This is a genomic window from Pontimicrobium sp. MEBiC06410, from assembly GCF_053601615.1.
The window spans coordinates 21,985-35,459 of the sequence record NZ_JBSHNT010000122.1 but is presented as its reverse complement, the minus strand read 5'-3'; the positions used below and the strand labels follow the sequence as shown (position 1 = coordinate 35,459).

13 protein-coding genes and 2 tRNA genes are annotated in these 13,475 nt (G+C 32.7%); 2 read left to right on the top strand and 13 right to left on the bottom strand.

Annotation, left to right across the window (positions count from 1 at the left end; translation table 11 throughout):
* A partial coding sequence (locus ACVC08_RS01480) for a T9SS type B sorting domain-containing protein (protein ID WP_452600710.1) occupies window positions 1–957 on the top strand: 957 nt, incomplete at its 5' end.
* Between the two features lie 138 nt (window positions 958–1,095).
* Here the strand turns inward: ACVC08_RS01480 and ACVC08_RS01475 are convergent.
* Window positions 1,096–1,170, bottom strand: a tRNA-Val gene (locus ACVC08_RS01475).
* Between the two features lie 33 nt (window positions 1,171–1,203).
* Window positions 1,204–1,278 (bottom strand) — tRNA-Val (locus tag ACVC08_RS01470).
* Window positions 1,279–1,558: 280 nt separating this feature from the next.
* Between ACVC08_RS01470 and ACVC08_RS01465 the strand changes: the two genes are divergently transcribed.
* Entirely contained in the window at window positions 1,559–3,259 is a 1,701-nt protein-coding gene (locus ACVC08_RS01465; protein ID WP_452600709.1) for a hypothetical protein, read from the top strand.
* Here the strand turns inward: ACVC08_RS01465 and ACVC08_RS01460 are convergent.
* The 11 genes from ACVC08_RS01460 to nhaD form a co-directional block, all read right to left on the bottom strand.
* Window positions 3,256–5,757: an Hsp70 family protein gene (locus tag ACVC08_RS01460; protein ID WP_452600708.1), complete on the bottom strand. Its 2,502-nt coding sequence runs from the start codon at window positions 5,755–5,757 to the stop codon at window positions 3,256–3,258. The two genes, ACVC08_RS01465 and ACVC08_RS01460, sit on opposite strands and share 4 nt — an antisense overlap.
* A gap of 3 nt (window positions 5,758–5,760) precedes the next feature.
* A complete protein-coding gene (locus tag ACVC08_RS01455) occupies window positions 5,761–6,054 on the bottom strand; it encodes a hypothetical protein (protein ID WP_452597044.1) in 294 nt (97 codons plus the stop codon).
* Between the two features lie 52 nt (window positions 6,055–6,106).
* Entirely contained in the window at window positions 6,107–7,327 is a 1,221-nt protein-coding gene (locus tag ACVC08_RS01450; protein ID WP_452600707.1) for a bifunctional folylpolyglutamate synthase/dihydrofolate synthase, read from the bottom strand.
* 3 nt (window positions 7,328–7,330) lie between these two features.
* Window positions 7,331–8,218 carry an energy transducer TonB gene (locus tag ACVC08_RS01445; protein ID WP_452600706.1) on the bottom strand — a complete coding sequence of 296 codons (888 nt, stop codon included), beginning with the start codon at window positions 8,216–8,218 and terminating at the stop codon, window positions 7,331–7,333.
* A gap of 11 nt (window positions 8,219–8,229) precedes the next feature.
* The gene (locus ACVC08_RS01440; RefSeq protein ID WP_452600705.1) at window positions 8,230–8,610 is read right to left on the bottom strand and encodes an ExbD/TolR family protein; all 381 of its coding nucleotides are present in this window, start codon (window positions 8,608–8,610) and stop codon (window positions 8,230–8,232) included.
* A 17-nt stretch (window positions 8,611–8,627) separates the two neighbouring features.
* Window positions 8,628–9,020, bottom strand: coding sequence for an ExbD/TolR family protein (locus tag ACVC08_RS01435; protein WP_452600704.1), 393 nt, complete (start codon window positions 9,018–9,020; stop codon window positions 8,628–8,630).
* Between the two features lies 1 nt (window position 9,021).
* The gene (locus ACVC08_RS01430) at window positions 9,022–9,723 is read right to left on the bottom strand and encodes a MotA/TolQ/ExbB proton channel family protein (protein ID WP_452597049.1); all 702 of its coding nucleotides are present in this window, start codon (window positions 9,721–9,723) and stop codon (window positions 9,022–9,024) included.
* Window positions 9,724–9,793: 70 nt separating this feature from the next.
* Window positions 9,794–10,927, bottom strand: coding sequence for a cell envelope integrity protein TolA (tolA, locus tag ACVC08_RS01425; RefSeq protein ID WP_452600703.1), 1,134 nt, complete (start codon window positions 10,925–10,927; stop codon window positions 9,794–9,796).
* 10 nt (window positions 10,928–10,937) lie between these two features.
* Window positions 10,938–11,330, bottom strand: a complete 393-nt coding sequence (locus ACVC08_RS01420) for an ExbD/TolR family protein (protein WP_452600702.1) — start codon at window positions 11,328–11,330, stop codon at window positions 10,938–10,940.
* A 1-nt stretch (window position 11,331) separates the two neighbouring features.
* Window positions 11,332–12,033, bottom strand: coding sequence for a MotA/TolQ/ExbB proton channel family protein (locus tag ACVC08_RS01415; RefSeq protein WP_452600701.1), 702 nt, complete (start codon window positions 12,031–12,033; stop codon window positions 11,332–11,334).
* Window positions 12,034–12,083: 50 nt separating this feature from the next.
* Window positions 12,084–13,472, bottom strand: a complete 1,389-nt coding sequence (nhaD, locus tag ACVC08_RS01410) for a sodium:proton antiporter NhaD (protein WP_452600700.1) — start codon at window positions 13,470–13,472, stop codon at window positions 12,084–12,086.
* Window positions 13,473–13,475 lie beyond the last annotated feature (3 nt).

Sequence of the window (13,475 nt, the reverse complement as noted above, 5' to 3'; positions counted from 1 at the left end):
GCAGGCATTAACCCATTACCAATACCCTATACCAATGTCACCAACCCACAAATTATTTATGTACGCGTAGACAATAATACTATGGTAGATGATGGTACAGGAACAATGGTTGATAGCTCAGACTGTTACGCTACCGCAGAGCTAACGTTGCAAGTCAACCCAATGCCATCGTTTAATTTAGAAGACAATTACCTATTATGTATCAACACCAATGGCACAGAAGTCATTAACACGCCAGCAATAGACACGGGCTTAACCGTAGCCGATGGCTATACCTTTACCTGGTACTTAGAAGGCGTAGAACAACCACAATACGCAAACCAATCAAGTATTACCCCAACAGAAGGCGGTAACTACTCGGTATTGGTTACCAGTGCCTTAGGCTGTTCTACCATAGTAGGCGACCCAAATACAGTAACCTTTGTAGAAGTAAGTGAGCCACCAGTGGTTACCGCAGAGATAACCACATTAGCTTTTGCAGACCAACACGATATTGCAGTAACGGCGACAACAACAGCAAGTACAGCGATCTCAGTATACGAGTTTAGTATCGATGGTGGTGCGTGGGAAGCCAATACACCAAACGATGGAATGTATACCTTTAGCAATGTAGAAGCAGGGGAACATACTATTACGGTAAGAGACGCTATAGGCTGTGGGGAAACCACCATAACCATTACAATTATAGACTACCCACATTACTTTACACCTAATGGGGATGGGTACCACGATACGTGGAACATCTATGGCTTAGCTGGACAAGCAGATGCTATTATTTATATCTTTGACCGCTATGGTAAACTATTAAAACAACTAAGTCCTTCTGGAAGTGGATGGAATGGTACCTATAATGGCAACCCTATGCCTAATAGTACGTATTGGTTTACGGTACAGTATAGAGAACCGAGCACTAATGAAGTGAAAACGTTTAAGGCTCATTTTGCGTTGAAACGATAATAAACAATTTTAAATATTTAATTTAAAAAGGTCTAAGCAATAGCTTAGACCTTTTTTATAATTCTATTTGTTTTTTATAAAGCGTTTTCAGTATAGTGCATAAAAAAAGGAATTATCGTTATGATAACTCCTTTTTTGTGGGCGCGAAGGGATTCGAACCCCTGACCCCTTGGGTGTAAACCAAGTGCTCTGAACCAACTGAGCTACGCGCCCTTATTATGTATTATGAACTGCAATTTGAAAAAGTGGGCGCGAAGGGATTCGAACCCCTGACCCCTTGGGTGTAAACCAAGTGCTCTGAACCAACTGAGCTACGCGCCCTTTTTCCTGATTGCGGGTGCAAATATAACGTAAAGTTTAACCATTCAAAATATTTTACACACTTTTTTAGAATTATTTTTAGTTTTTTTAATGTTTAAGTTTTTTAATGGAATACATATAATTAAAACATTTATTTTAGTTAACTATAAATAAACACTTTATATTAAATCAACACAATAGTTCTAGCTAACAACTTCTTTAAAAAAAATACTTCTTTTTAATTTTGAGTTATAAAAGCTAATAATTTAATATTTTAGAATTTTAATTAAATACTCCCAATTTGAAGTATATTTCTTTAATCGATGAGCTAGGATTAGACATAGAAGCGCTTTCCAATATTGATGCTAGTAAAATAATTAGGCTACAAAAGCAGCTAAAAGCTAATGCTGTACTTAATAATACAAGTAACTTAGGAGAGCTTTCTCTATTAATAGAGCATTTTAAAGATGAAAAAACTAAACAAAATCACTTATTTGTTGAAAAGCATGTATGGTTAAAGAAAATTATAAGTGGGCAATACACGGATATTTCGGAAGATTCTATCATTATAGATAATGAGGCTATTAAAAATCCTGAAGCTCTAAGACATTTTTTAACGCCTTACTTTAAAGAAAACATAAAACCTTTTCTTTCTGCTGCTCTTAATAATGGAAAATACCAGTTATTATTACTTGTTGTCAGGCGTAATTTTTTATTTTCGGAAGAAATCAATCAGATAATAGTAAACTTTTTTAAATCGAAATTAAATTATGCTTCTGTATACCTAAGAAAAGGAAAAACTCTTGAAAAGGGACACCCAATAGCTTATATTAATGATTATGATTTTATTAGAAGCTTGAACGAGTTTCCTAACTCATTTTCTGAAGAGATTGAAGAGCTCTGCTCTGCTGCTGTTGATTTATATAACAGTAAAAGACGAAATACAGATAATATTAATTTCATTTTTGCAGCCAAAACTATGGTTGCTCTGGGCCAATTAGATGTTTCAAATACTTTTTTAAAAGATTTATTAGATTCTAATGCAGAAATTGCCGAGCCTTATTCATACAATACAAGGCGTAAAAACACTTCAGGGTCTGGATATGGTATAGGCACTGTACTTGTCGTTATCTTTATTGTTATACGAATTATAGTTTATTCAAATAAAAGTTCTGACAATACCATTATAAATATTAAAGATAATGAATATTATAAAGAACTATTAGACAAACCTTATGGTTCTAATGGTAAAACTCTAAAAGAAATAATTGAAGAAAGTAAGAAAAAGCATAATAACACATTTGATAATGATGAAGTCATAGAAGAAACAGTAATAGAAAGCACAGTTTTAGATGACACTAATTCAAAAAATAACACTAGTAAATACAAAGTATTCCCTAAATATTCAGAAAAGTTTAAATTAGAAAATCATATTCGTTTTTTATACACATTAAAGCGTAAAACTAAACGAAAAACTAGTAGTGAGCACATCACACCTTCAGTAATAAAACCGCTTTCTAACCCTTATCCTAAAACGTTTTACACCTTACCTAGTTATTACAAAAGTAATGATAAGGGTTATACCCAAATAAAAAACAAGAGTATGCAGGATCTTATTGTTTTTAGGTTACTAAAGGGTATTGATGAATCTTTATATATACCCAAAAACAAAAATGCTTATATTGATTTAAAAGTTGGAGACTCTTTAGTTTTTTACACTGGAGAAAACTTTGTAGACACTCAATTCTCTCATTTTATAGATAATACAGACATTTCTAAAATGTATACTGTTGAACATCTGGAAAAAGAGATTCCAAAAGAGATAAGTATTTTACCTTTCTACAACAAAATAAATATAAGAAAAAACAACATCGGCGGAAAAACAATTACTACTATAGACACCTTACGTAAAGAAGCGATAAACACAAAAAGTGTAAAGCTGAATACATTAAATATAGATAGGCTTTACACTAATTATTATAATAAAAAGTATAAAAATTAACTTAACCCAGTTTTAGAATCGTCCTTAAACTGTTTCTGTCTCTCTTTTTCGTAGTCTGGTAACATGGCATATAAGGCATAAACAATATGGCGTAGCGATTTATAATCTTGTTTATCTATTGCTTCGTCTCCTTGTTTTATTAATTTATCTGCTTTTCGCTGATTAGAATATTCGGTACTGTACTTTAATCCTAAAAAGTAAGAAATAAAATTCTCGTCGCTAGATTGTATTATATCGTTAAATAAAAGTTCTAACTCTTTAATTTTGGCTCGTATTAAATACTTATTTCCAGAATTAACCACCTCTTTTTCGTTATTAATAATCTTTAAATATTTATCTTCATAACGTTTATTCTCTTCTTTATTAATTAAATACTCTAAGCTTTCTTTAGAAGACATGTATTCTTCTATTTCTGTTGCTATTGCTTTATTTCTGGTTAAAGCATCAAAAGATTGAATTAGTTTTCTTTTTTTATCATCTAATTGATATTTCTGGTCAGAAATATCATCGTCTTCTAATAATGTTGCTTCTATTTGTATTTCAATTAATCCAACTCTAATTTTTTCTAATTGATTGGAATATTCAAAATTTTCATCATTATTATTTTCTTTTATCAATTCCTCTACCTCAGCTAAAATAGAATTGATTTCTAGATTAATTTTATTAATACTTATTGAACGTTCTGACTTACTAAATACATTTTGAAACTCTTGATCACAGGATTGCAAAAACACATTAATTTTTAAATCTCTAGATTCTGTTATTTCTAATTCAATTTCGATATCTGTTCCTTTAATTAAATCTTCTTCTAAGTCTTTTCCAAAGATTTCTATAAACCCAATACTAAGCCCTGAGCTTGGTAAGCCATTAGATTTTCCTTCAATGATATTAATAATTAAATTAGATTTTGAGCCTTGTAATATAGTTTTAGAAGCTGTTTTATATATTTTCTTCTTTAAAGGTAATATACTGCCTTTTGCAAATATTTTCTCTAATCGTGTTGTAGAGGCATCTATATCGTCTATTTCCATACAAATATCAATAGGCAAAGGTTGCCCTAAAACATTATAACTACCTTGATTAATGGCTACATCATCTATTATTTTTAATACATTTTGGTTGCCATCTAATAACTGAATTTTAAATTTATTTAATCGTCCTTTTAATAGAGGAACAAACTCTGAAAATGAAGCATTATTTAATGCTTTTATACTAGAATCGTATCCTCCATCTGTTCTTATTATTCTATAACTGATAATATCGTTAGAACTTACTCGTCCAGTAATTAATTCTTCTAAATCTCTTGTGTTTTGCTCATAAAAAATATTACACTCAATGTCTTCTTTAACTTGCGAAGTTTGTTTAGAAAGATCTTCTTTTTCTTCTACTACAGATTCTGGTTTAGATCCTGCATAGTATGCAGCTCCTTCAACAACTGCAGATGTTGGATTTACACTTGAATCTACTAAAATTCCTGTTTCTTCTTTTATTTTCTCCCTTATATAAGGGACATAAGTACTTCCTCCTATTAATATTAAACGTTCTATTTGAGAATTAATTAATTGATTCTGGGATATTACTTTTTTTATAAGTGCAATAGTTTGTGCTACTTTATCTGCTATGACATTTTCAAATTGAGTTCTAGTAATAATAATCTCTTCAAACAACTCAATTCCATTAATAGCTATATCTAATTCTATTTCCGATTGTTCATAAACAGATAGCTCTTTTTTGGCTTCCTCTGCTTTTTTTAGAAGTTCAAAATATAATCCTTTATAGTTATTAGACTTCGCTTTAATATTTTTCCAAAGATTATTGGTGTTACATTTTTCTTCCAATAGAGGAACAATAATTTTTTCTACTATTAGATTATCAAAATCTGCTCCTCCTAAAAAATTATCACCTTCATTGTCTATTACTTTTAGCTCTCTATCATTTACTTCTACCAAAGCGACATCAAAAGTTCCGCCTCCAAAATCGTATACAATCCACTTTTGAGCTTCAGTTATGTCTAAATTAGCTGTATTTGCATAAGCTAAACATGCAGCAATTGGCTCTTGTAATAAAACTACTTCTTTAAATCCAGCTAAGTAGCCCGCTTTTTTAGTAGCATTAGATTGTATTGTATCGAAAGATGCAGGGATTGTTATAACGATAGAATTTAAATTAACATCGTCTATAACAAAATTTTTAAGCTCTTTTAATATGTATGATGATAGTTCTATTGGAGAAATTTCTTTTTCTATAGATGGAATAAAATAGGTTTCCTGTGTTCCCATTTTACGCTTAAAAAGCATACTTACGTTTTTTGCATCTTTTTCTAAATAATCTAGAGCTTTATCTCCTATAATTATTCTTCCTCCTCTAAAAGCAACACAAGATGGTAACGTTTGTTTTAAACCTAAAGGGTTATTATATACTTTAATATTACCACTATTATAATTAGCAATAAGACTGTTTGTTGTGCCTAAATCTATAGCGAAATTTATAGTTTTCATATACTATTCTACTATTACTATTCCTTTTTGAATTAATTTTGTTTCTCCTTCCTCAATTTTATAAACAATAGGTTTTAGTACCTTAACAATACTCATATTTCCATTAATATCTCCAACTATATTGGCTTCTACATCGGTCATTTCATTTTTATAAGCTTGTCCAATTGGATCGACTATATGGTACCCCAATGCATCAAATTCATGATATATTCTTTCTATATTTCTATTGAAAGTAGATAAGTTTTCTTTTTTACTTTTTAATGCTATGGAAAACGTTTGATTAATTATTTCTAACATAATTTATTATAGACTCTTATTTTGAAACCTGAAAGTTACAACTTATATGGTTTTAAACAACTTCTGCTACAACAAAAGTACTACCTCCTATATAGATAACATCTTCTTTTTTTGCAGAAGCTAGAGCTAAGGTGTGGGCCTCTTTTACGGAATTACACACTTGTGCTGTAAAGCCTTCTGCTTGAAACTCCGTTTTTAATTGTTGTACATCCATACCTCTAGGAATATTAGGTTTACAGAGGTAATAGGTTGCTTTTTTAGGTAGTATTCCAAATACGGATTGCAAATCTTTATCGTTAACCACTCCAAAAACAATATGTAGCTCCTTGTACTGTTCTTGTTGTAATTGTTGCATAGTATAGGTTAAACCTTCTTTATTATGCGCCGTGTCGCAAATAACTTTTGGTTGTTCTTGTAAAATTTGCCAACGTCCTAATAGCTGTGTATTCTTTACAACATTAAGTAACCCTTTTTTAAGTTGCTCTTTAGTAACTGTATATTTTCCTTTGCGATTTAAAACTTTAATTGTTTGAACAACTGTTTTAATATTTTTATACTGATAATTCCCTATTAAATCGCTGGTATAGGCTGCTGTTACTTCTTGGTCTGCAAATACTATCTCTGCATTGTGCTTTTCTGCTAAAGTTGTAAACACTGAAACGGTTTCAGATTGTGTTTCTCCCACTACAACGGGTATATTATGTTTAATGATGCCACCTTTTTCTGCCGCTATTTTTGGTAGTGTATTTCCTAAAAACTGGGTATGATCTAAGCCTATATTAGTTATTACTGAAACTACTGGGGTAATTATATTGGTAGAATCTAAGCGCCCTCCTAGCCCAACTTCAATAATAGCAATATCTACTTTTTGTTTTGCAAAATAGTCGAAAGCCAACCCTACCGTCATTTCAAAAAAAGACAATCCCTGAGCTTCTAAAAACGATTTATTTCGTTTTATAAAACCTATGACATATTGTTTACTAACTTCTACTCCATTTATTTTTATACGCTCTCTAAAATCTTTTAAATGTGGAGAGGTATATAAACCAACATTATAACCTGCTTCTTGTAATACAGAAGCCAGCATGTGGCTTGTAGAACCTTTACCGTTGGTTCCTGCTACATGAATAGATTTGAATTTATGTTCTGGATGTTTTAAGTGTTTTGCTAAAGCTAAAGTATTAGATAAATCTTTTTTAAATGCTGTTTTACCTTGTTTTTGATACATTGGAAGTTGTGCGAACATCCATTGTACGGTTTCTTGATATGTCATTAGCTATTGTCCTACTGTGAAATCTATCTTTACAAAACCTATTTGCTTTACAGGAGCTTTAGAGTCTGCTGGCCATTTATGAGATAGTGCTGTTTTTTTAGCAGCTTCAAATAAACAAGAATCGCCTGTGGTTCCTTTTTTACCTGGAATAGCTTTTATAACTTTTCCTGATCGGTCAACATGTATTTCTACTACAACTCTCCCTTCTTCTTGACAATCTGGAACTATTTTTTTTCTAGATGGTTTTCCTCTTCCATTTAATCCGTAACCTACTCCTCCATTTCCTGTTCCTGGGTCTCCAAAATAACTAGGAGCATAGGGGTTACCGTTTAATTGCCCCTTATCTCCTGCTTGGTTATCGTCCCCTTCACTTCCAGATGATTCTCCATCTGAATTATTAAGCCCTCCCATTAAAGCATCTAACTTTGCTTTTTTATCGGCTTCTTCTTGTTTCTTTTTTGCTTCTGCTGCTGCCTTTGCTTTAGCTATTCTATCTGCTTCGGCTTTAGCATCTGCTTCGGCTTTTGCCTTAGCTTTCGCTTCTTTCTCTTTCTTTTTTATAGCTATTGCTTCTTCAGAATCTTGAGTAATAACATCTTCAGATTGTGCATTTGACGCTGCTGCTTCAGGTTTTGTTTCTGCTTGTTCTGGTTGAGATTGTGCTTCTTCTAGTGGTTTATTTATATTGTTATTTTGCGATTTAACTGGTTTCTCTGGTTGTACATCTCCGCTACCTACATTAGAATTCCCAAAATTAACGGCTACACCATATTCTGCTGGTGGATCTAAGTATGGAGGACCTACAACAAATAACAACAGTAATAAAATTAATAACAATAGTGTTGTTATTTTTGCCGAATTACGTTCGTGTTTAGTTTCTAAATACTTCATCTCTTTCTCTTTTAATCTTCATCCTTTACGGCTAACATAGATTTTATTTTATTTCTATTAGTAATATCCATAATGTAAACCACATGCCTCATCTCTACATCTTGATGAGATTTGATTATGATACCATTGTAGCCTTCTTGTCTTACAAAATTAATTATTTTTATTTCTAAACTGTCTTTCTCTACGCTTTGCCCTTCAATGGTATAATTATCTTCTCCTATAACTGCTACTTCTAAAGCTCGTTTTACTTTAGGATTGGACTGTTTTACTTCTGGTAATGCCAAATCTATGCCATTATTATATTTTGAGTCGTAAGTATACGTTTTTAAGGCTAACATTAACACAATAGCTATTACTAATAATAACAGATAAATGAGTAATCGCTTTTTCATTTATGTTATAAACCTACTTATTGAGACTTTGCTGCTAATGACGATTTTATTTTGTTTCTATTAGCTATATCCATAATATACACCACATGTTTCATTTCTACGCCCGGATCAAAACCTATGGATACAGATGACGATTTAGATGCATTAACTTTAGACAATACTGCTGCTTCTAATCTGTTTTTTGATACTTTTTTATTATCTACAAAATACTGATGATTTTTATTAACTCTAACAGATACGTTTTTTGTTTGCGATACTGTATTAGAGGCTTTTGGCAACAATAAATCTATAGCCTCAGCTGCTACCAATGTAGAGGCTATCATAAAAAAGATAAGTAGCAGGAATACAATATCGGTCATAGATGACATATTGAATTCTGGTGTTACTTTATTTCTTCCTCTTAAATTCATACTATACCGGTTCGTTTAATAAGTCTAAAAAGTCTAATGAATTCGCTTCCATTTGGTAGACTACCTTATCGGTTTTTACGACTAAGTGGTTGTAGGCTATATAGGCTACAATTCCTACTACTAAACCGCCTACTGTTGTAGTCATCGCTGTGTATAATCCATCGGCTAGTGTTTTAATATCTATAGAACCTCCAGAATTGGCAATTTCGAAAATTGAGATAATCATTCCTATCACGGTTCCTAAAAACCCTATCATTGGGGCTGCTCCTGAGATAGTTGCTAAAACACTTACGTTTTTTTCTAGGCTGTAGACTTCTAATCGCCCTGCATTTTCTATAGCTGTGTTGATGTCTTCTAGCGGTTTTCCTATTCTTGAAATCCCTTTACTTATTAATCGTGATACTGGTGAGTTTGCTTGTGAACATAGGTTTTGTGCTGAATCTATTTTTCCCTCACTAACATAGTTTTTTATTTGGTTCATAAAATTTGCATCTACTTTAGAGGCTTCTTTTACTGCAAATAATCGTTCGAAATAGATATATGTTGCCATTATTAAAAGCAAAAACAATACAGCTATAATTACAATTCCCGCTGTTCCGCTACTACTTATTAACTCTATTATGGATAACGTTTTTTCTACTGGTTCTCCATCTACTAATGCTTCTGCATCTTGTGCAGTTTCTTGTAATAATGTGTTTAACATATTTGTGTATTGATAATGGTGTAGCGTTTGTTTTTTAATTCTATTTTAAACGCTACGTTATGCATGAAATTTAGTTTCCTGTTTGGATTCTAAGCGGTAAACGATAAGATACAGTTACTGCTTTACCGTTTTGTATACCTGGTTTCATTTTTGGTAACAGCTTTGTAACACGCTTCGCTTCTTCTTCAAATTTGGGATGTTTTGCTTTCGCTCTAATACCTACTACTTGACCTTTATCGTTTATTTTAAAAGTAATCACAATATTTTGCGTTCCTGTTAATCCTAAATCTCCAGCTAATTGTTTATCGAATTTACTCCCTACAAATTGCTTGATTTTATCATTAAGACATTTCCTTTTAGCTTCCCCGTTTAAACTCTCGCAGCCTGGGTAAGTTGGAGCATTTTCAATTTTTCTAAAGTCTACAACACTGCTTCCACTTCCTCCTTCTTTAGCTTTTGCAGCGGCAGCGGCAGCAGCGGCTTTTTTCTTTGCTGCTCTATCTGCAGCGGCTTTTGCTTCGGCTGCAGCTTTTGCCTTAGCTTCTGCATCGGCTTTTGCTTTCGCAGCTTTTTCTGCTGCTATTCTATCGGCTTTTCTTTTAGCTTCTTCTGCTTCTTTTTGTGCTTTAGCTTTGGCTTCTCTATCTGCTTTTTCTTTTGCTTCTTTTGCCTCTTTAGCTTCTCTTTCTGCCTTTTCTTTTGCTTCTTTCTCGGCTTTTTCTTTAGCCTCTTTTTCAGCACGTTCTTCTGCTTCCTTTGCTTCTTTTATTTTTAAAGCTTCTTCTGCTTCTTGTGTTAAAAGGTCTTCGTCTACTTGCTCTTTAGCCGTCTCTTCAACAGGTTCTTCTACTACTTCTTCTACGGTTTCTTCAACCGTTTCTTCTTCTACAGTTTCTTCTGCGACTTCTTCGGCCACATCTTCTTCTATAATTTCTTCTGCTGCATCCTCTTCTACAGCTTCTTCTGCTACTGCTGGATCTTCTTCTGCTACATCATTTTCATTTGAATCTTCTGGACTCGATGGTGCATCTGGTTGAACATCATCTGCTATACTAGGGGTTCCAAAATTTATAGCAACGCCATATTCTTGCGGAGGATCCATATATGGAGGCCCAACTACAAACAGTAATAGCAATAAAATAAACAATAATAATGCTGTTATTTTTGCTGAATTACGTTCGTGTTTGGTCTCTAAATACTTCATAGAAAATATATTATTGCGATTTTACTGCTAGTGTCGATTTTATTTTATTTCTATTAGCAATGTCCATGATGTATACTACATGTTTCATTTCTACATCTTGGTCGGATCGTATTGTTATTGTTGGAGTGCTTGATCCTCCTACTTTAGCTAACACTTCGGCTTCTAATTGTCCTTTTGGCACTTGCTTCATGTTTACAAAGTATTGGTTCTTTTTATTTACACTTACTGATACACTTTTTGTTTGCGTGGTCTTACTTGATGATTTTGGTAATAATAAATCTATCGCTTCGGCTGATACCAATGTAGACGCAATCATAAAAAAGATAAGTAGCAGGAATACAATATCGGTCATAGATGACATATTGAATTCTGGTGTTACTTTATTTCTTCCTCTTAAATTCATACTATACTGGTTCGTTTAATAAGTCTAAAAAGTCTAATGAATTGGCTTCCATTTGGTAGACTACCTTATCGGTTTTCACGACTAAATGGTTATAAGCGATATAAGCTACAATACCAACAACTAATCCTCCTACGGTAGTTGTCATGGCTGTGTATAATCCGTCGGCTAGTGTTTTAATATCTATAGAACCTCCAGAATTGGCAATTTCAAAAATTGAGATAATCATTCCTATTACGGTTCCTAAAAACCCTATCATTGGGGCTGCTCCTGAAATGGTTGCCAATACACTTACATTTTTTTCTAAGCTGTAGACTTCTAATCGCCCTGCATTTTCTATAGCTGTATTTATGTCTTCTAGCGGTTTTCCTATTCTTGAAATCCCTTTACTTATTAATCGTGATACTGGTGAGTTTGCTTGTGCACATAGGTTTTGTGCTGAATCTATTTTTCCCTCACTAACATAGTTTTTTATTTGGTTCATAAAATTTGCATCTACTTTAGAGGCTTCTTTTACAGCAAATAATCGTTCGAAATAGATATATGTTGCCATTATTAAAAGCAAAAACAATACGGCTATAATTACAATTCCCGCTGTTCCGCTACTACTTATTAACTCTATTATGGATAACGTTTTTTCTACTGGTTCTCCATCTACTAATGCTTCTGCATCTTGTGCAGTTTCTTGTAATAATGTGTTTAACATATTTTATGTTTTAATAATGGTATAACGTTTGTTTTTTGTATTACGTATAATTAAAATAAAGTTCTTGTTAATAAGAATCCTAAAGCTCCTGCTAAAAACCCTGCTAATGCTAGCCATGAGATCTTTTTAAGGTACCAGAAAAAGTCTATTTTTTCCATTCCCATAGCTACAACTCCTGCGGCAGAACCTATAATTAACATACTACCTCCTGTTCCTGCTGAGTATGCTATAAAGTGCCATAATTGGTCATCTAATGGTTCTGTAAACATTCCTAAACTTGCTGCTACTAAGGGTACGTTATCTATAACTGCCGAACCTATACCTAGTAATATTACAACTAAATCTGATACTTGTGTTCCTGCCATCTCCGTTCCTATCATTGGGATTCCAGTTTTTAATGTTGATGCAAAACCAAATAATGTTCCTAAAGATTCTAATGCGGCTACTGCCATTAAAATACCTAAGAAAAATAATATACTTGGTAATTCTATTTTAGATAATGAGTGGTGTACTGGACTATGGTGCGCATGTGCATCGCTTTCTCCTTCTACTTCTGTTAAACTGAATTTTGAAGAACTGTATATTTCCGCAAAAATGGCTACGACTCCTAAAGATAGCATCATACCTACATACGGTGGTAAGTGTGTTACTACTTTAAAAATTGGCACAAATATAATAGCACCAAGTCCTAAATATAGCATCGTACCACTAAATCTACTTTTAGGTTTATCTTCTGTTTCTTCTACTTCTAATTCACCTTTAAATGCTGGTAAAAAAGAAGCTATTGTTGCTGGTACTATCATACATAATAACGATGGTAAAAATAAATACCCGAATAAATGCCCTGTAGATACTTTATCGCCTATCCAAAGCATTGTAGTCGTTACGTCTCCAATTGGTGAGAATGCTCCTCCTGCATTAGCTGCTATAATAATTAAACCTGCATACCAAATACGTACACTTCTATCTTTTACTATTTTTTGAAGAATAGATATTAAAACAATTGTAGCTGTTAGGTTATCTATTATTGCAGATAATACAAATGCTAATGCACAAAAAATCCAAAGTATTTTAGATTTCTTTTTAGTTCTTATAAAACTTTTTATGGTTGAAAACCCATCGAAGTAATCTATGATTTCTACAATAGTCATAGCACCTAATAAAAACACCAGAATCTCTGCGGTTTTTCCTAAATGGTGCAGTAGAGTTTCCTCCATTAAGTGCATTTTACTATCATGGTCTAGTGCTGTATAGCCTTCTACTAATCCATGATTTGCAGAATCAAACCATTGTGTAAAGGAATCTATCCCTAATGATATTAAGGCCCAACTTATAGCCATCATAACTAAAGCAGGAATTAATTTATCTATTTTTATATTGTGCTCTAATGTAATGGCTAGGTAGCCAAATACAAATACTAAAATTATTACTGTTTCCATCTT